Annotated in this window: 5 protein-coding genes; 4 read left to right on the forward strand and 1 reads right to left on the reverse strand. The window is 72.4% G+C overall.

Translation table 11 applies throughout. The annotated features are described in order from the left end of the window. Nucleotides 1–22 precede the first annotated feature (22 nt). The 3 genes from ACSMFO_RS35995 (at nt 23) to ACSMFO_RS36005 (ending at nt 15,561) form a co-directional block, all read left to right on the forward strand. Nucleotides 23–7,963 carry an amino acid adenylation domain-containing protein gene (locus ACSMFO_RS35995; RefSeq protein WP_436462069.1) on the forward strand — a complete coding sequence of 2,647 codons (7,941 nt, stop codon included), beginning with the start codon at nt 23–25 and terminating at the stop codon, nt 7,961–7,963. After that, nucleotides 7,960–14,871 (forward strand): amino acid adenylation domain-containing protein, encoded by a 6,912-nt coding sequence (locus tag ACSMFO_RS36000; protein WP_436462070.1) that lies wholly within the window; start codon nt 7,960–7,962, stop codon nt 14,869–14,871. Before ACSMFO_RS35995 ends, ACSMFO_RS36000 begins: the two co-directional genes overlap by 4 nt. Nucleotides 14,872–15,012: 141 nt before the next feature. Then, nucleotides 15,013–15,561: a hypothetical protein gene (locus tag ACSMFO_RS36005; RefSeq protein WP_436462071.1), complete on the forward strand. Its 549-nt coding sequence runs from the start codon at nt 15,013–15,015 to the stop codon at nt 15,559–15,561. A 120-nt stretch (nt 15,562–15,681) separates the two neighbouring features. Here ACSMFO_RS36005 and ACSMFO_RS36010 read toward each other — a convergent pair whose 3' ends face one another. After that, nucleotides 15,682–18,189 carry a tetratricopeptide repeat protein gene (locus ACSMFO_RS36010; protein WP_436462072.1) on the reverse strand — a complete coding sequence of 836 codons (2,508 nt, stop codon included), beginning with the start codon at nt 18,187–18,189 and terminating at the stop codon, nt 15,682–15,684. Between the two features lie 145 nt (nt 18,190–18,334). Between ACSMFO_RS36010 and ACSMFO_RS36015 the strand changes: the two genes are divergently transcribed. Beyond that, nucleotides 18,335–20,857 carry a tetratricopeptide repeat protein gene (locus tag ACSMFO_RS36015; RefSeq protein ID WP_436462073.1) on the forward strand — a complete coding sequence of 841 codons (2,523 nt, stop codon included), beginning with the start codon at nt 18,335–18,337 and terminating at the stop codon, nt 20,855–20,857. The last annotated feature ends 102 nt before the right edge of the window (nt 20,858–20,959 follow it).

Consider the following 20,959-nt stretch of genomic DNA (forward strand, 5'->3'; position numbering starts at 1 on the left):
GGGTCACGAGGGGATTCAGCGGGTGCGGGCAGATCTGGGCGGGTTCGAGCGGGTACACGAGGCGTTCGAGGAGCAGGCGAAAAGGACACCGCACCGCTGCGCGCTCGTCGCGGGCGACGAGCGGCTGAGCTACGCGCGGCTGGACGAGGTCGCGAACACGGTCGCGCACACGCTGCTTCGTCGCGGGGTGGCTCACGGTGACCTCGTCGGCGTCTGCCTGCGCCGCGGCCGGTGGCTGGTGCCCACACTGCTGGGGGTGCTGAAGGCGGGGTGCGCGTATGTCCCCTTGGACCCGTCCGCTCCCCCTGCGCACGGCGCGTCGGTCGTCGCGGACTCCGGGCTGTCGCTGGTGGTGGCGGACGAACCGGAGCCGGTCGCGCTCGCGGACGCCGACGTGCCGGTGCTGCCCGTCGAGGACGTCGCCTCCGCGCCCACGGCCGCCCCCGGTGTCCCGGGTTCCGGCACGGACCTCGCGTACGTGATCTACACGTCCGGCTCCACCGGCAGGCCGAAAGGTGTCCAGGTCGAGCACCGCAACGTGCTCGCGTTGCTGGCGTGGGCGGCCGCGACCTACGGCGACGACGAACTGCGAGGCGTGCTCGGCGCCGCGTCGGTCTGCTTCGACGCGTCCGTCGCCGAAGTCTTCCCGCCCCTGGTGACCGGCGGGAGCCTGGTGCTCGCCGAGAACCTGCTCGCGCTGCCCGGGCTGGCCGCGCGGGACGAGGTGACGTTCGTGCAGGGCGTGCCGTCCGTTCTGGCGGTGCTGGCGCGGACCCCCCTCCCGCGTTCGGTGCGGACCGTCGCGATCGCGGGTGAGGCACTGCACCGGTCGCTCGTCGACCGCCTCTACGCCAACGAGGGCGTGCGGCGGATCGTGAACTGTTACGGCCCGACCGAGGCGACGGTGAACTGTTCGTGCCACGAAGTCGGCCGGGACGAATCGGCCGACCCGCCGATCGGGACCCCGCTTCCCGGCGCCGCGTTCTCGGTGCGGGACGCCGACGGTCGCGCGCTCGGCGACGACGAGGTCGGCGAGCTGTGGGTCAGCGGGACACTCGTCACCCGCGGGTACCTGGGGCAGCCGGAACTGACCGCCGAGAAGTTCGTGGTCGACTCCCGCGGCGTCCGGCACTACCGCACGGGCGACCTGGTCCGATGCCGCGACGGCGTGCACCACTTCGTCGGCCGCGCCGACGACCAGGTGAAGGTGCGGGGCATCCGGATCGAACCGGGACAGGTCCAGGCCGCGCTCCTCACCCACCCGGCCGTCGGCAACGCGGTGGTGCTCGCGCCCGCCGACGAGCACGGGGAACGCCGGCTCGTCGGGTTCGCCGAACCGGCCGGGGCCGCGGTGTCCGAGCAGGAACTGTTGCGGTGGCTGCGCTCGCGGCTGCCCGCGCATCTGGTGCCGTCACGGATCGCCGTCCTCGACGCGATCCCGCTCGGCACGACCGGGAAGGCGGACCGGACCGCGCTGGCGGCGTGGGTCTTCGACCGTGAGGACACCGAGTACGTCGCCCCGGGCACCGAGTCCGAGCGGCTGGTCGCCGAGGCGGTCGCGGCCGCGTTCGGGCTGCCTGGGATCGGGGCGCACGACCGGTTCTCCGAGTCGGGCGGGCATTCCCTGGCCGCGGCGCGCGCGGTCGCGCGACTGCGGGAAGACACCGGCCGGGTGGTGACGCTGGCCGAGTTCCTCTCCGACGGCACGGTGGCGGCGGTCGCGCGGCGGCTCGCGGACGCCCCGGCCGCGGCGCCTTCCTTGCCGCTGGAGGAAAACCCGGGGACCTTTCCCTTGACCGGCACACAGCGGGATCTGTGGACGCTCGCCCAGCTCGGTTCGACCGGCACCGCGACGACCGTCGCGTGGCGGCTTCGGCTGCGCGGCCGGGTGTCGGTGCCCGCGCTGCGGGCCGCCGCGGACGGGGTCGTGGCACGGCACGAGGTGCTGCGCGGCACGATCGGCGACCACGACGGCGAACCGGTCATGGTGGTGGGCCCGCCGGTGCGCGTTCCGGTGGACGTACACGACCTGCGCGGGCTGCCCGACGCGGACCGGCGGGCCGGGGAACTCGCCGCCTCCGCCGCCCGGCACGCGTTCGACCTCTCCAGTGACACGCCGCTCCTGCGGATCACGCTGCTTCGCCTCGCCGACGACGTGGCCGAGCTGATCGTCGTGTCCGACCACATCGCCACCGACGGCGCGTCCATCGGCGTGCTCATGGCCGAGCTGACCGGCGCACCCGCGGCTTCCTTCGCGCAGGTGGGCGCGGTGGCGTCGCGGGAACGCGCGCTCGCGGCGATACCCGGAGAACGAGACCGGCTGACGGCGTACTGGTCGGAAGAGCTGGCGGGCGCGACCCCGCCGGACGCCCTGTTCGACCGCGCCGCGCACGGCCGTCAGCGCTTCGGAGGGGAACGGATCAGCACTCCGCTACCGGAATCGCTGGGGTCGGCGGTGCGGGCACTGGCCGAATCGACCGGGGTGACGCCGTTCGCGGTGTACCTGTCGGCGCTGGGGCTGCTGGTCGGCGAACTGGTGCGGGGCCAGGACGTGCTGCTGGGGATGGCGGCCGCGCACCGGGACCGGCCCGAGCTCGCGCACACCGTCGGACCGCTGGTCGACGTCCTGCCGGTGCGGTTGCGGCTCGACGCGGACACGTCGTTCCGCGACCTGCTGCGCGCGATCATGACCACGGCGGCACACGCCATCGACCATCGGGGCCTGCCCAGCGGTGAACTCGCCGGGCTGTGGGGCGGCGACCGGCCGGCCGGGGTACCGCTCACCCCCGTGTCGATCGCGGTGCAGCCCGACGGTCTCCCGCTGTCGGCGTACGGGCCGGACACGCGGCTCGACCTGCTCGGTGAGCTTCCGACCGGCGGCAGCCACAACCCGCTGACGGTGTTCGTGAACACTCACGTCGGCGGCACCGAGCTGATCGTCGAGCACGACCCGTCGTGGCTCGCCCCCGACCGTGCCCGCTGGTTCTCCCGTTCCCTGCTGCACCTTCTGCACACCGCTGTGTCCACACCGGACACGGCGCTGTCCACACTGGAATTGGCGGCCGGCGGGGAACGCGCCGAGCTGACGACGTGGGGCACCGGCCCCGCACTGCCCGCCGACGACGTGGCCGTCGTGCCGGAGGCGGTGTGGCGCACCGCGTCGCGGACGCCCGACGCGGTCGCGGTGTCCGCTGAGGGCGGGCAGCTGACGTACGCGGAACTGGTGGGCCACGCCGACCGGATCGCGCGCGTGCTCGCCGCGTCCGGGGTGACGGCCGGGGACACGGTCGGGGTGTGCCTGCCGCGCGACGAGTTCCTTCCCGCCGCGCTGCTCGCCGTGTGGCGGGCGGGTGCGGGATATCTGCCGCTCGACACCGGGCACCCCGTCGCCAGGCTGGCCCAGCTCGCGGATGAGGCCGGCCTGAGCGTCGTACTCACGCGCGGCGGCGCCCAGCCGGTGGCGGCGGAGGTCGCCGACGCCGCGCCGGGCTTGCGCGTGGTCGATGCCGACCGGACCGACGGGGTGCCCTTCGAGCCGGTGCTGCCGGATGGCGACTCCCTCGCCTACGTGCTGTACACCTCCGGGTCGACCGGGCGACCCAAGGGTGTCGAGATCAGCCACGCGAACCTGTACGCCTTCGTCCGTTCCCGAGGACTCTGCCCCGGTATGACACGGAACGACGCGATGCTCGCGGTCGCGCCGCTCGCCTTCGACGTGTCCGCCGAGGAACTGTGGTGGCCGCTCGCCACCGGCGCGCGCTGCGTCGTCGCCGACCGCGACACCGCCATCGACGGTCACCGGCTCGCGCGGCGGATCGCCGAGAGCGGTGTCACCGTCGTCGATCTGACCCCCACGAGCCTGCGGATTCTGCTCGCCGCGGGCTGGGCGGGTGACCGCGCGCTGCGGCTGCTGCTCGGCGGCGAGGTGCTCGACCCCGACCTCGCCGCGCGGGTCCGGCCGCTGGTCGGCGAGCTGTGGAACGGCTACGGCCCGACGGAGACCACGGTCGCGGCGACCGCGCACCGGGTCACCGAACACGACCGGGACCGGGTCCCGATCGGTTCGCCGACGCCAGGCTCCCGGCTGTACGTGGTGGACGAGGCGGGCAGGCTCGCGCCGCCCGGCGCGATCGGTGAGCTGTGGATCGGCGGCACCGGTGTGGCGACCGGCTACCGGGCACGGCCCGAGCTGACCGGGTCCGCGTTCGTCGCCGACCCGGTGCGGCCGGGCGAACGCTGCTACCGCACCGGTGATCTGGTCCGGTGGCGCCCCGAGGCGACACTGGAATTCCTCGGCCGCGCCGACGACCAGGTGAAGGTGCGCGGCAACCGGTTCGAGCCGGGCGAGATCGAATCCGTCCTGCGTGGACTGCCCGATGTGAACGACGCGGCGGTGGCGGTCGCCGCGGACGGCGTGGACGCGCACGTGATCGGCTACCTCACTCCCGCTACCGTCGACACGGCGGCCGTCGAACGACGACTACGACGGTTGCTGCCCGCCTACATGGTGCCGAGTTCGTGGTGTTCCTTGGACGCGCTCCCCCTGCTACCCAACGGAAAGCTCGACCGACGCGCGCTTCCGCCGACGCCCGTCGCCCGCCCTGCCGTGGTCGCACCGCTGTCGGAAGCCGAGGCGGTGGTCGCGCGGGTGTGGCGGGAATGCCTCGAACTCGACGGGGAGATCGGCCCGGACAGCGACTTCTTCGCCCTCGGCGGCCGCTCGCTGGCGGCGACCCGGGTGGTCGGTCTCCTGCACACCCGGCTGAGACGGCGGATCACCGTCCGCACGCTGTTCGACCACCCGGTGCTCGCCGACTTCACCGCGCGGATCGACGGGGAAGCCGCCGACGCCGACCGGCCGCTCGTCGCCCGCGTGGACCCGTACGCACCCGCGCCACTGTCACCGGCGCAGCGCATGCTGTGGTTCGCGGCGAAGCTCGACCCGGACAGCGCCGCGTACAACTCCCCCACCGTGCTGCGGATCCTGGGCGCACTGGACGAGCCTCGGCTGTACCGCGCGGTCCGCGCGGTCACGACGCGCCATCACGTGCTGCGCAGCCGGTTCACCGAGATCGACGGGGAGCCGGTCGCGCTCCTCGGACCGGCCGACGCCGTTCCGATGTCCACTGTAGACGTCCGCGAAGCGGATCTCGCCGCGGCGGTGAGGGCGGAGATCCGGCGGCCGTTCGCCCTGGACGCCGCTCCGCCACTGCGCGTGGTCCTGTTCCGGCTCAGCCCGGACCACCACGTGCTCGCCCTCACCTGCCACCACATCGCCACCGACGCGACGTCCCAACGGCTCCTGCTGTCCGAAATGGACGCGTGGTACCGCACGGAACCCGATGACCCGCCACTCTCGGTCCAGTACGCCGACCACGCCGTACGGGAACGCGATCAGGACCGGGCGGCGGGGCTCGACTGGTGGGAGCGGCGGCTCGCTGATCTGCCCGCGTTGCGGTTGCCCGTCGACCGGCCCCGCCCCGCCATCGCGGACTGGACGGCCGGCGAGGTCCCGGTCCGGCTGCCCGCGGACGTCACGAAGCGGGTCCGGGCACTGGCGAGCGCGGCCGGGACCACCCCGTTCACGGTCCTGCTCGCGGCCTGGCAACTGTTGCTCGCCCGGCTGGCCGGGGTACGGGACCTCGCCGTCGCCGTGCCGCACAGCGGCCGCCGCACCGCCGAACTGGCCGGGATGGTCGGCTTCTTCGTCGACACCGTGGCCGTCCGCGCCGATCTGGGGACCGACGTGTCGGGCCGCGACCTCGTGGCCAGGACACGCGACGCGGTGCTCGACGCGTTCGCGCACGCCGACGTGCCGTTCGACGAGGTCGTGCGGCGGCTCGCGCCGGAGCGGGATCCGGCGAGCACCCCGGTGTGCCAGGTGATGATGAACGTCCTCGACGACCGGGTGACCGCGACGCTCGGCGACCTGGCGGTGACGGTGCTGCCGCAACCGGTCGCCACCGCGCTGTACGACCTGAACCTCGACCTCGCCGAAACCGGCGACGGCTACACGGGCAGGCTCGTGTTCCGCACCGACCTGTTCGACCGGGACACGATCGAACGCTGGGCCCGCTGGTACGGCACCCTCCTCGACCGCCTCACCGACGACCCGGACGCCCAACTGTCCACACTGGACATCCTGAACGCCGCGGAACGTGCCGCGTTGTTCTCCTGGGGAACCGGGAAGCCGTTGCCCGCCACCCGGACCGTGGTCGCCGACGTGCTCGCGCGACAGTCCGGCGCGGTGGCGACGTCATCGCCTACCGGCCGGCTGTCCTATGCGGACCTGGCCACGTGGTCGGCACAAGGTGCCTGCGGTCTGCTCGCCGCGGGTGTCGCCACCGGCGACGTGGTCGGCGTATGCCTGCCCCGCGACGAATACCTGCCCGCCGGGCTGCTCGCGGTATGGCGGGCAGGTGGTGCGTACCTTCCGCTGGACCCCGGCCAGCCCGCGGACCGGATCGCGGCACTCGCCGCCGACGCCGGGATCCGGGTCGTCGCCGCCCGCGGTCCCGCGCTGGACGTGGCCCGCGCCGCCCTGCCGCACCTGACGGTCGTGGACCTCGACGCCCCCGTCACGGAGGACCACGCGCTGCGGGAACCGGGCCAGGATGACCTCGCCTACGTCCTCTACACCTCCGGTTCGACGGGCAGGCCGAAGGGCGTCGCGGTCACGCATCGGAATCTCGCCGCGCTGGTCCACGCCTTCCGCGAAGTCACCGGCGTCCGGCCGTCCGACACCTGGCTCGCGGTCGCACCGCTCGTGTTCGACACCGCCACCGGCGAGATCTGGACGACGCTGACCGCGGGCGCGCACTGCGCGATCGCCGACCGGGACTGTGCCGTCGACGGGCACGCGCTGGTCCGGCGGCTCGTCTCGACCGGCGCGACGCGCTTCAACCCGACACCGACCACCTTGCGGATGCTCGTCGCCGCCGGGCTTCCCGAGCTGCCGGGACTGCACGTGTTCTCCGGCGGAGAGGCCCTCGACGTCGCGCTGGCGCGGCAGGTCACCGGCCGGGTCGCGAGCCTGCGCAACTGCTACGGCCCCACGGAAACCACCATCACCGCGACCACGCACCTGGTGACCACCGCCGACCTGGCGGCCGGCCGGCCGATACCGATCGGCGGCCCTCTCGACGGCACCCTGCTCACGGTGGTCGACCCGTTCGGCCGGACCGCGCTTCCCGGCGCCGTCGGCGAGTTGTCCATCGGCGGTGCCGGCGTGACACCGGGCTACCGCGACCGTCCGGAGCGGACCGCGTCCGCCTTCGGTACCGATCCGTTGCACGGGGTCCGTTCCTACCGCACCGGCGATCTGGTCCGCTGGCGCGCCGACGGCGCGCTGGAGTTCCACGGCCGCGCCGACCACCAGGTGAAGATCCGCGGCAACCGGGTCGAACTCGGCGAGGTCGAGCATGTGCTGCGCACGGACGCCGGAGTGACCGACGCGGTGGTCGTGGTGCGTGCCGGGGAGGGCGAACCCCATCTCGTCGGCTATCTCACTCCGTCCACTGTGGACACAGATGTGGTGGCGGCGGTGCTGCGCGACCGGTTACCCGACTACGCGGTGCCTCACCGCTGGGTGCCGCTCGACGCGTTCCCCGTCACCGCGACCGGGAAGGTGGACCGCACCGCGCTGCCCGCCCCTGTCGCGCAGCCGCGGCCCGACAGCCGGCCGGAATCGGCGGTCGAAGAACTCGTCGCGATGATCTGGGCCGAGGTGCTCGGCCAAGAGCAGGTCGGCGCGCTCGACGACTTCTTCGGCCTCGGCGGACATTCCCTCGCCGCGACCAAGGTCGTCGGCCGTCTCGGCGAGGCGCTCGGGTTCCCCGTCCCGGTGCGCTGTCTGTTCGACCGGCCCGTGCTGCGGGAGTTCGCGGTCGAACTGGAACGGATCGCGATGACCGTACTGGCGGACGACGGCGCCATCGATGTCCAGGCGGGAAGCACGGCATGACCGACTCATTGATCACCCCCGCGCAGCGACGTATGCGCGAACTGCTCGCGGGCCGTGCCGCCGCCGCACTGAGTGGCGGCCCCGCCGCGGAGCCCTCCATCCCCCGGCTCCCTCGCGACGGGTCACCCGTGCCGCTGTCGTCCGCGCAGGCCAGGTTGTGGTTCCTGGCCCGCTTCGAACCCGGCGGCCACACCTACAACCTGCCGCTCGTGCTCGAACTGACCGGACCGGCCGACGAGACCGCGCTCCTCGCCGCGGTCCGTGACGTCGCCGACCGCCACGACGTGCTCCGCGGCGTGTACCGGGAGATCGACGGCGAGCCGATGCGGTGCGCGGGACCCGGCGTTCCGGTGTCCACTGTGGACGTGACGGCGGAGGAACTGGACGCCGCCGTCGCCGCCGAGGCCGTCCGTCCATTCGCGCTCGGCGACCTGCCGCCGATGCGGGCGGTGCTGTTCCGCGTCGCCGCCGACCGGCGCGTGCTGGCGTTGACGTTCCACCACATCGCGATGGACGCCCCGTCGGTCGCGGTCGTGCTCGACGACCTCGCCGCCTGCTACGCGGCCCGCCTCGGCGTCCGCGACGGACCGCCGCCACCGGCGCTCCAGTACGCGGACCTGGTGGCGTGGAAAGATTCCAGGCCGGACACCGCCGAGGCCGACCTGGACTGGTGGCACGAGCGGCTCGCCGGACTGCCCCCGGTGCTGGCGCTGCCGACCGACCGGCCCCGGCCGGCCGTCGCCGGTGACGAGGGCGCCGAAGTCGTCGTCGAGGTGCCTGCCGCCCTCACCGCGCGGCTGCGGGAGATCGCCCGCACCACCGGCGCCACGCCGTTCATGGTGTTCCTGGCGTGCTGGCAGACCTTGCTCGCCAGGCTGGCCGGCACGACCGACGTTCCGGTGGGGGTGCCCGAGTCCGGACGGCGACACCCGGACGCCGAACGGGTCGTCGGCTGCTTCGTCGACACGCTGGTGCTGCGCACCGACCTGGCCGGGGCGACCACCGGCCGCGATCTGCTCGCCGCCGCCCGGGACACGGTGCTCGACGCGTTCGCGCATACGGGCGTGGCCTTCGAGCGGATCGTGGAACGGGTCGCGCCCCGGCGCGGGCTCGACGCGTCGCCGATCTTCCAGGTCATGCTCAACGTCCTCGACGAATCGTCACGGACGCCCGAGCTACCCGGCCTGACCACGCGAGTCACCGAACCGCCGGTGCGCGGCGTCAAGTTCGACCTGAGCCTCGCACTGTCCCGGTCCGGTGACGGCTATTCGGGCGGGCTCGCCTACCGCACCGACCTGTTCGACCGGGGCACCGCGGAGCGGATCGCCCGCTGGTTCGTCACGCTCGTCGACGGGATCACCGCGGACCTCGACCGGCCGGTGGCCGAGGTACCCGTCGAGGTCGTCACCTCGCCGGTGCTCGCGGGACCGGCCCAGGAGCGGACCGAACTCCGGCCGGTGCACACCCTGATCGAAGACTCCGCCGACCGCTGCCCGGACGCGGTCGCGGTGGTCGGCGGGACCGGTTCGCTCACCTACCGCCGGCTCGACGAGCGTGCCAACCGGATCGCGCACCGGCTGCGCGCGCTCGGCGTGCGTGCCGACGAACCGGTCGGGATGCTGCTCGAACAAGGCACGGACGTGGCGTGCGCGGTGCTGGGCATCATGAAGTCCGGTGGCGCGTACCTGCCGATGGACACCACCTACCCGCCCGCGCGGGTGGCGGCCATCCTCGCCACCGCGGGCGCGCGGATCCTGCTCGCCGAACCCGGCCTCGCCATCACCGTTCCCGACGTCACCGTCCTGACCGTCGACGAAGCCGTCGCGGGTCAGCCCGGGACCCGGCCGGACGTCCCGGTCGCGGGGCACGACCTGATCCACGTGATCTTCACGTCCGGTTCGACCGGTGCTCCCAAGGGTGTCGCGGTCGAGCACCGCAACGTCGCGCATTACCTCGCCGGGATGCTGCCGCGGCTCGGTGCTGTGGCGGGCGCGTCGTTCGCGGTGGTCTCCACTCCGGCGGCCGACTTCGGCCTCACCTGCGTATACGGCGCGCTGACCACCGGCGGCACGGTGCATCTGGTCGAGCGGGACACCGCGATGGACCCGGAATCCTTCGCCGGCTACCTGGCCGGGCACCCGGTCGACGTGCTCAAATGCGTGCCCAGTCACCTGGAACTCCTTGCCCGGCATGGGGATCTGGCCGCCGTGCTGCCGGATCGGCTGCTGATCCTCGCCGGTGAAGCGTGCCCGTGGTCGCTCGTCGAGCGCGTCGAGACAGCCCGGCCCGGGCTGCGCGTGCAGAGCCACTACGGGCACACCGAAAGCACGATGATCTCGATGACCTGCGACGTGGCGACCGTCCCACCGCACGAACACACCGGATACGTACCGCTCGGCACCCCGCTGCCCGGGGTCGCCGGTCATCTCGTCGACGCGCGCGGCGCGGTCGTACCCGGCGGCATGACCGGCGAACTGGTGATCGGCGGACCGCAGATCACCCGCGGCTATCTCGGCGACGACACGCAGACGGCGGCCCGGTTCGTGCCCGACCCGCTGGGCACCGGCGTGCGATGCTTCCGCAGCGGAGACCTGTTGCGTGTCCGTGCCGATGGCACCGTGCAGTTCCTCGGCCGCGCCGACGACCAGGTGAAGGTCCGCGGCCACCGGGTGGAACTGGGCGAGGTCTCCGCCGCCCTCCGCGACGTCGACGGAGTGGCCGAGGCCGTCGTGCTGCCGGTCGGCGACGGCCTCGACCGGCGCCTGGCCGCTTGGCTCGTCGGGCCGGGGCTCGACGTGGCGACCGTGCGCCGGACACTGCGCGAACGCCTGCCGGACTACATGGTTCCCGCCTCGCTGACCGTGCTGGATCGCTTGCCGCTCAACGCGAACGGCAAGATCGATCGGGCGGCTCTGCCCGACGCCGCCGCGCGGGAGCCCGCGACGCGGCGGCCGGTGGCGACCCCGGCCGAACGGCTCGTGGCGCGGATCTGGGGCGACGTGCTCGGGATCGACGGCCTCTCCGCGGACGACGACTTCTTCGCCGTGGGCGGGCATTCCTTCGCCGCGGTGCGCGTGGCGGGGCGGCTGGGTGAGGCGCTGCACCGCGACGTCGCCGTGCGCACGGTGTTCGAGCACCCCGTGCTGGCCGATCTCGCCGCCGTGCTGGCCGCCGACCCGGGCGGCGTGTCCGGCGGCGCGCCCATCCCCGTGCGGCCGGATCCCGAAGCACCCGCGCCGCTGTCGTCCGCGCAGGCACGGCTGTGGTTCCTCGAACTGCTCGGCCCGGGCTCGGCCTATCACGCCGATCTCGTGCTGCGGCTGCGCGGGCCGCTGGACGCGGCGGCGATGGCGCTCGCGGTGCGGGACGTCGCCGCCCGGCACACCGTCCTGCGCACCGTCATCGAAGAGCGGGACAGCACCCCGGTGGCCGTGCCGGTACCGGCCGACCGCGTTCCTGTGTCCATTGTGGACATCGCGGCCGACCGGGTGGACACGGCGTGCCGGACGGAACTGACCCGGCCGTTCGCGCTCGACCGGGAGCCACCGCTGCGGGCGTCGCTGTTCCGGATCGCCGACGACGAGCACGTCCTCGCGCTCACCGTGCACCACATCGCGACCGACAACTGGTCTCGCGGCGTCATCGGGACGGACCTCGCCGACGCGTACGCCGCCCGGCTCGCGGGATCCGCACCGGACGCGGCCTTGCCCGTCCAGTACGCGGATTACGCCGCCTGGCTGGCCGCCCGCGCACGCGACGAAGACCTGGACTGGTGGTGTGACCGGCTTTCCGGGCTGCCGCCGCTGCTCACGGTGCCGACCGACCGGCCCCGTCCGGCGGTGGCCGGGTGGTCCGGCGGGCACATCCGGTTCACCCTCCCCTCCGCGCTCACCGCACGTGTTCGGCGGGTCGCGTCCGAGACGGGCGTGACGCCGTTCATGGTGCTGCTGGCCTGCTGGCAGGAACTGCTCGGCCGCCGCGCCGGTACCGAAGACGTCGCGGTCGGCGTGCCCGAGTCCGGACGGCATCACCCGGACGTCGAGTCGACGGTGGGCTGTTTCGTGAACACGCTCGTGCTGCGCACGGATCTCGGCGGCGATCCGACCGTACGGGAGTTGCTCGGCCGGTCCCGCGAGACCGTGCTCGGCGCTTTCGCGCACGCCGAGACGCCGCTCGAACGGATCATCGAGCGGCTGCGGCCGGAGCGATCCGTGGCGGCGACGCCGATCTTCCAGGTATTGCTGAACGTCCTCGATCAGCCGGCGACACCACCCGCCATCCCGGGTGTCGAGGTGACGGCCGTCCGCGACGCGGGCGAGCAGGTGAAGTTCGACCTCAGCCTGGTGCTGGTCAACGACGGCGACACCTATCTCGGTGGCCTCGCCTACCGGGCCGACCTGTTCGACGCCGGCACCGCCGAAGAGATCGTCGCCGACTTCCAGGCACTTCTGACCGGACTTATGTCCAATGTGGACAATCGAGTCGCCGCGGTCGGTCCGGCCCGCGCCGGGTCCCGCCCGGTCACCGCGCCCAGTCCCGAGCCGGTGACGGGCTCGCGTTCGCTGGAAACGCCGACAGAGCACCGCGTCGCACAGGCGTGGGCACAGGTGCTCGACGTGTCCGAGATCCACGCGGACGACGACTTCTTCGCCCTCGGCGGCCATTCGTTCACCGCGGTCCGCGCGGTCCGGCTGATCGACGAGCGGTTGCGCGTCATCGACCTGTTCCTGCATCCGACCGTCCGCGAACTGGCCGCCCATCTCGACGCCGGACGGGAGACCGACGACGGGCGCCTGCTGCACCGTCTCTCCCCCGCCCGCACGGGCACACCGGACGTGACGCTCGTCTGCGTGCCCTACGGCGGCGGCTCGGCCGCGGTGTTCCAGCCACTGGCCACCGAACTCGCCACCGCCGCACCGGAGATCGACCTGCTCGCCGTGGAATTGCCCGGCCACGACGTGGCGCGGCCCGACGAGGCGTTCCGCACCGTCGACGAGGTGGTCGTCCTGCTGGCCGACGAGATCGGCCGGACCGTCACGGGTCCGGTCGCCGTGTACGGGCACTGCGTCGGTTCGGCGGTGGCCACCGCGCTCGCCGCCCGGCTCGAGGCCGACGGCCGCGCCGTCGCCGGGGTGGTCGTGGCGGGCAGCTTCCCCGCCGCACGCCTGCCGGGCAAGCTGTCGGCCTGGCTGCAACGCCGCTTCCCGCGCGAACGCTGGGTGGCGGACCGGCTCTACCGGGACACCCTGCGGGCCACCGGCGGACTGCTGGACGACATGGACGAGGCCGCGAGCGCGGCGATGCTGCACGCGCTGCGGCACGACGCCGGGCAGGCGCAGGCCTGGTTCGGCCGTGGCCTCGACCCGGACGCCGGGCCAAGGCCACGGCTCGCGGCGCCGATCCTGTGCGTGGCCGGGGCGAGCGACCCGGCGACCGAGCTGTACCAGGAGCGGTACCGGGAGTGGGGTGTGTTCGCCGGCCGCGTCGAACTGGCCGTGCTGCCCAAGGCCGGGCACTACTTCCTGCGCCACCAGGCCGCCGAGGTCGCCGCACTGCTGTGGGACCGGCTGTCCCGCTGGGCCGCCGGTGACCTGCCGCCGGAAGTCGACGACGTACCGGTCGCCGCGGCCGCGACCCGGCGTGGGCTGCGCGCGTTCTACACCGTGGCGGGCGGCCAAGCCGTGTCGATGATCGGCAACGAACTGAGCGCGTTCGCGCTCGGCGTGTGGGCTTACCAGCTCAGCGGACGCGTCATCGACCTCGCGCTGGTCGTGTTGCTCGCCCGCGTGCCGAGCATGCTGCTGACGCCGGTCGGCGGCGCGCTCGCGGACCGGGTGGACCGCAGGCGGATCATGCTGTGCTGCGACCTGACGAGCGGTGCGGCGATGGCCGTGCTCGCCGTGCTGTTCGCCTTGGGACGGCTGGATCTCGTGACGGTGTGCGCGATCGTCGGGGTCATGTCGGTGGCGTCGGCGTTCCACCGGCCCGCCTACCTGGCGGCGATCGCCCAGCTGGTGCCGAAGCCGTATCTGCCGCAGGCCAACGCCCTCGCCGACATGGGCGCCGGGCTCGGCACCGTACTCGGACCCGTCCTCGGCGGTGTCCTCATGGGACTGTCCGGGCTGACCGGGGTCGTCGTGGCCGACGTCGCCACGTTCGCGATCGGCGTGACCACCCTGGTGCTGGTGCGGTTCCCGGACCGGCTGTCCTTCACCCGGGTCGAACCGTTCACGAGGGCGGTCACCGGCGGGTGGAAGTTCGTGCTGCGCCGCCGACCGCTGCTGGTGATGATCGGCTATTTCGCGGTGGTCAACTACTTCACCGCCGTGATGTGGGTCGGCCTCACCCCGCTGGTCCTGTCGATCGGCTCGACGGGCGAACTGGGTGTGGTCAGTGCCGTCGGCGGGATCGGCGCGGCGGCCGGCGCGCTCGTCGTGATCACCTGGGGCGGCACCGCGCGCCGGGCCACCGGCATGATCGCGTTCGTCGTCGGCTCCGGGATCGGCGTGGCGCTGATGGGCGCGTGGCCGTCGGTGTTCGTGATCGCGATCGGCCTGTTCATGCGGCTGGCGTGCATGAGCATCGGCAACGCGCACTGGCTGTCGATCATCCAGACGAAGGTCGGCCAGCACCTGCAGGGCCGGGTGCTGGCGATCAACGTCATGCTGGCGACCGCCATGCAACCGCTCGGGTTCCTGACCGCGGGACCGCTCGCCGACCTGCTCGGCGGTTTCGCCACGCTGATGGTGGTCTCCGGTGCCGTGCTGGTGGTGTGGGGTGTGCTCGGCCTGCGATACCGGCCGCTGCACGACATCGAGGAACTGCTGCCGGACGCGGCGCCACCCGCGGAGATCGACGCCGACCTCGACCGCGTACAGGCGCTCGCCGACCGGGACCTGGTGCGGTGACCCGGTTTTCGAACAACCTCGATCAAGGTCGTCGCTCAAGATCATTGTCTGCTTCCCCGCGTCGCCGTTAATGTTTGACGTAGCCGAATTGCCGGCTGATGGAAAATATCCGAGCGCGCGAAATCGAGAAAGAGAAGCATTTTGAAGAAATGGACGACACGGGTCACGACCGGCCTGGTTGCCGCGGGCATGGTCATCGCCGCGCAGGCCGCGCCGGCGATGGCTGAGCAGCAGGCGGACACCACCACGGTCACCGAATCGGAGGCCGACGACACCGGCGTCGAGGTCGAGCTGACCGAAGAGGTCCCGGCAGGCGACGTCTCCGCGGCCTGCGGCGGCTGGCGTGGCGATTTCGCCGGCTACGGCAAGTGGAGGGTGTCCAAATCGGACTGTGCTTGGATCTCCTTGGATTCGAAGAAGAACCCGCAGCACCGGCGCTACAAGTGGCAGATCCCGCCGGGCAGCAACACCCGGGTCTGTGTCCACGCGCAGGGCCACTACTACAGCACTTCCAAGAAGAAGATGGTCACGAAGTGGACCACGGCGGGATGCGGCACGAGCGGAACCGTTGTCGTGCGCTGGTCCGGTATCCCGAAGAAGAACGGTGGCTACTACGGCCACGCCGGCTACCCCAAGGTGCGGGCGAAGGTCCAGCCGGGCTTCGGCGGCGCCGCGTACAGCTGGAAGTAAATCGGCTCGCGTCGGTATGGCGCCAAGGCCATGCCGGAGGCGTGGTGAAGGCTCTCTTCGTCGCATCAGACGCGGCGAAGGGAGCCTTCGGCCCACTCGCAACCGTAAGTGCGGCACCGGCTAGCGCAGGCCGATCTCGGTGAGCAGGGCCCGCGCCTTCCGCCCGTGATCGTCGGCCGTGCCGGTGTCACCGGTGACGGCCGCGCCGCGTTCGATCCCCTTGTGCGCCTGTGCCTGCTCATAGCGATCGCCCAGTTTTTCGGCGACCGCGAGCGCTTCGCGGTGCCTGGCGATCGAGCCCGCGGCGTCCCCCTTGCCGCCGAGCGCGATGCCGATTCCGTTGAGCGCCTTGACCTCGAACTCACCCAAGCTGTTCCGGCGTGCGAGGTCCAGTGCCTCGCTCAGATGCGTCAAGGCGTCGTCGTGTTCGCCCAGCCGCGCGAGCAACACTCCGATGTGGAGCAAGGCCTCGGTTTCCGGGAACCGGTAGCCGAATTCGCGTGCGGTGACGAGCGCCCGCCGGTAGTGGCCGAGCGCCTCGGCGGAGTGACCCTGCTGCTCGCGCACCGTGCCGAGGTTGCCGTAGGTCAGGCATTCCCCGACCCGGTCCCCGACCTCCAGCATGATCGCCAGTGCCTCGTCGAGGTACGTCGCCGCCTTGTCCCAGTCGCCGACGCGCATCGCGCTGTTCCCGAGATTGCCCAGCGCGCGGCTCTCGCTGGTGCGGTTGCCGGTCGCCCGGTGCACGAGCAACGCCTGCCGGTAGCAGTCCTCGGCCGCCGCGAAGTCACTGAGCCGGTCGAACGCGTTGCCGAGATTGTTCAGTGCCCGCGCCCAGCTGGTGCGGTCACCGGCCGCGTCGTATCGCTCGAGCGCCTGCTTGAGCTGATCGATGCTCTCCTGGTAGCGGTTGGAACGCAGATAGACCGCACCGAGGCTCATATGCGCGCTCGCCTGGATCAGCGGATCGGCGGCGCGGATCGCGATGCCGTGCACGATCTCCGCGTCGGCGAACAGCAACGCGTTGTACAGGTACCGGTTCAGGATCGGCGACATCATGGCCGCGTCCTCGCGTCGGCCCTGTTCCTCGGCCAGCGCGGTGATGCCCACCAGGTTGTGCCGCTCGGCGTCCAGCCACTCGGTCGCCGCCGCGAGGTCGGCGAAGTCCGGTGCCGGAACGTCCGAAGTGGACACTGCGGGCCTGCGGTCGCGTTCATGCGGGGCGTAGCGGTCCATGGCGCGGCAGGCGGTGTGCCGGTAGTAGCCGAACAACCGCCCGAGCGCGGCCTGCCGCGCGGAAGCGGCGTCCACGTCCCGAGCCAGCCCCGCCGCGTAGAGACGGACCACGTCGTGCAGGCCGAAGCGATCCTGGACACGCCGCTGCACCAGGCTGCTGGCGACGAGTTCGCCCAGAAGTTCCTCCGCCGTACCCAGGTCCACCCCGGCGAGCGCGGCCGCCGCGCGCGTGTCGACGTCGCGGCCGGGATGGATCGCGAGGAGCCGCAGCAGCAGCGCGGCCTCGGCGGGCAGGTCCGCATAGGACAGACCGATGGCGTTCTCCAGCTCGTCCTCGACGCGCAGGCTGTCCCGGCGTTCCGCGAGCCGTGCGGCGTGGTCGCGCAACGTCCAGTCGCGACGATTCCGGATCCGGCCCGCCACCACCGTCAACGCGAGCGGCAGATGGCCGACCAGGTCGGCGATCCGCGCGGCGGCCTCGGTGTCCTCGGCGACCTCGGCCGCGCCGACCAGCCTGCGCAGCACGTCGAGCGACTCGGTGCCCGGCAACGCTTCCAGGTGCACGGACCGCGCATCGGCCAAACCGGTCAACCGCCGTCTGCTGGTGATCAGCACGACGCCGCCCGGCCGGTCCGGCAGCAGTGGGCGCACCTGGTCGGCGTCCGCCGCGTTGTCCAGCACCACGACCGGGTGCCGGTCCGCGAGCAGCCGCCGGTAGGTCGCCTGCCGGTCCGCCGGACCGAGACGGTGGATCTCCCCGCCCGGCACCCCGAGCCGCCGCAGGAACTCGTCCAGCACCGCGAGCGGATCGGCGGGCGCGCGGTCGGCGTCGTAGCCACGCAGGTCCGCCCACAACCGGACCGCGACACCGTCCCGGTGTGCCAGCCGGTGCGCGGCACGGACGGCGAGGCTGGTCTTGCCGACACCGGCCATGCCGTCGATCACCACCGGCGACCACCGCTCGTCGCCGCCGGGATCGGTGATCGCGGCCAGCTCGGCGTGCCTGCCGACGAACTCGGTGCTGTCGGCGGGCAGCTCACCTGACACGGTCACCCACGACGAGTCCGCGGTGAGCCCCGCGATCACCTGACACACCTGCCGCCACCGGGCCACCACCGCCTCGTCGGTGGTGAGCGCACGCACGATGTCCGCGACTAGGTCGGCGTCGACCCGCCGTCTCCCCGGCCGCAGGCAGCGGTAGACCGTGTTGAACACCGGCAGATCGGGATTCCCCGCCGCCCGCCGCCCTCGCACGACCCGCCGGTGCAGCTCCCGGTAGGACACGCCGTACCAGCCGCGCAGCGTGTTCAGCCGGGCCGCCAGCTCGTCGAACGAACCGGCGCCCAGCGGCTCCGGCGGCACCTCGCCCACGTCCGTTCGGTCGGGATTCACGATCGGGAAGGGTAGCCCGTATGGTCGATCGGCACTGTCCGAATGGAAGAGATCGCCGACCATCGAGTTCGCCGATCCGGCCCATCGGTCGTTGCTCCTCGACTAAGGTCGACCGGCATTCGGTTCGCGTGTCCAGGGGGTTCCCGTGACGGAGGAACAGCGCCCGAGCCCGGTCGGAGCTCGGTCGTACGACGAGCTCTCCCAGCGGCTGAGGCAAGCGTTGGCCTGGGCTGGGTTGACCCACCGGGAGCTGCACCGGCGGGTGCGGCGCCTGCGCACGGCCCGCGGGACGGCCGATCTCCCCGCCTACAACACCGTGTATCGCTGCCTGTTGCCCGGGCGCAAGCGGCTGGACGTCGAGCTGGTCGTCGACATCGCGGCCGTGCTGCTCGGCATGGACGTCGCGGCGGAATGGCGGCAGGCGCACCGCGTGATCACCGGAGACGCCACCGAGGCGGCCGTGATCAGCGTGGCCGATCACCTCCCCGCCGGGACCGGCCGGTTCGTCGGCAGGCAAGAGCAGCTGCGCCAGGTGCTGGAGGCTGAGCCGGACGACGGCGGCGTGTGGGCGATCTCCGGAATGGCCGGAGTCGGCAAGACCCGGTTCGCCGCCGAGGTCGCGCGGCTCTGGGGCGAGCAAGGCCGGTTCGCCGACGTGCGGCTGGTGGTGAATCTGCGCGGCTTCGACGCGGACCGTCCGGCCGCCGATCCGGCCGCGGTGCTCGAAGGGTTCCTGCGCCGGCTCGGGGCGTCCGGTGGCGAGATCGGCTGCCTCACCCTCGCCGACCGGAGCGCGCTGTTCCGTCGGCTGCTCGACGGACGGCGCGCGCTGATCCTGCTGGACAACGCGGCGTCGGTCGACCAGGTGCTGCCGTTGCTGCCCGCCGTTCCGACCTGCCGGGTGCTGGTCACCAGCAGGCGCCGCCTGGTCGAGCTGACCGCGGCGCGGCACGTGGCGCTCGACGTGTTCACGCCGGAAGAGTCGGTCGAGTTGCTCCGCGACGGAATCGGCGACGATCGCGTCGACGCGGAGCAGGGCGAGGCGGCCGACATCATCGAACTGGTCGGCCGGTTGCCGCTGGCCCTCGCGCTGGTGACCCGGCGGCTGGCGGCCTCGGACGAGTGGACGATGGCCGACCACCGGGACCGTCTCGCCGACCTGCGGACCATGCTGCGGCTGGACGACGGGGTCGAAGTCGCGTTGCGCACGTCGTACGACGAACTGGCCGAGCCGGACCGGGTGCTGCTCGGCCTGCTCGCGATGTACCCAGGACGCGATTTCGACGACCACGCGGCGGCCTCGCTGGCCGGCGTCGAGATCGACGTCGTCCGGCGTCAACTCGACGATCTGGTGGCGGCCAACATGGTCACCGCCCGCGAGTCCCGGTTCGAACTGCACGACCTGGTCCGGGTGTTCGCCGAGAAACGCGTCCGGGAAAGCGTCCAAGCCCGCGTTCGCCGGGCCGCGGTGGGACGGCTGCTCGACTTCCAGCTGGCCACCACCCGTGCCGCGCTCGTCACCTGTTACCCGCATGAAGCGGAGCGGTGGCTGGACCTGCCCACCCCCGCGGTGCAGGCCCTCGTGTTCGACGGCGCGGACGAGGCGATGACCTGGCTGGACGCCGAACGGGTCAACCTGATCGTCGCGTCCGGCTGGGCGTTGAGCGAAGGACGTGACGAGCACATGACGCGGCTCGCGTGCGTGATGACGAGCTATTTCGAGGCCCGCGTGCACGTGAGTGACGCACTCGCCCTGTTCGGCAACGCCGTCCGGGTCGCGTCCGGGATCACCCGAGGGCACGTGCTGAACGGGCTGGCCATGACCCATTGGCAGCGGGGGGACACCGCCGAATCACTCGCCGTCCTGCAGGACGCGATCGAGGAGTTCGACGCCGCCGGTGAATCCGATTACGTCGTCAACCTGTCGGGGAACGTCGGCCTGTTGTTGGCCGGCCTCGGTGATTTTCGCGCCGCGTTGCCCTGTTTCCGGCGCGCCATGGAATTCGCCGTCGCGAAGAACAACGAGTCTTTCCGCGCACGGCAATTGTGCAATATCGGCATCGCCGAAATGCGGCTGGGAAATCATTCCGCCGCCGTCGATCATCTGTCCCAGGCCCTCGACGCGACCAGGGCGAGCGGTGACCGACTCTGTGAATGCCGCACGCTCGACGGTCTCGGCACCACGTTCTGGTACCAGGGAAAGGACTCCGACGCCTGGGCCTGTTACGAACAGGCGCTCGACGTGGCGAGGCAGACGCACAACCGGGCCGACGAGGGCAAGGTGCTCAACCACCTCGGTGTCCTGCTGGTCGCCGCGGGGCGATCCGACGAGGCGCTGGCGCATCACCGGCAGGCCATCGAGCTGGCCACGGAGCTCGGCAGCCGGGAAGGATTCCTGGCCGCGAGCACCGACATGGCGGCCACCCTGCTCTCCACCGGGCGGGCCGCCGAAGCGGTGCAGTGCCTGCGGCAGGCGATCGAATCGGCGACCGCCGCGGACAGCCGCTACGAACTGGCCAGAGCCCAAAGCGGCCTCGCCGACGCGCTTTTCGCCAACGGTGACCCGGTCGCCGCGCGGCGACACCGGAAGACCGCGCACGCCGCGTTCACCGAGATGGGTGTGCCGGAGGCGGCCTCCTTGAGGGACTCGACCTTGCTAAGTACATGAAGGCCCCCTTCCTTGCGCCTAGGTGTATTGACCTGGGAGGTTGGGGACGCGGCTGGCGGGTGGTTTGCCGGCGAGTGCGGTGTGGCCGCGGTGGTGATTGTA

This window comes from Amycolatopsis sp. w19 (assembly GCF_051373225.1).
GTDB classification, from domain to species: domain Bacteria; phylum Actinomycetota; class Actinomycetes; order Mycobacteriales; family Pseudonocardiaceae; genus Amycolatopsis; species Amycolatopsis japonica.

Coding starts and splice junctions, on each gene's coding strand:
- ACSMFO_RS36000 (WP_436462070.1), top strand. CDS start 7,960: ATGACCGACTCATTGATCACCCCCGCGCAGCGACGTATGCGCGAACTG.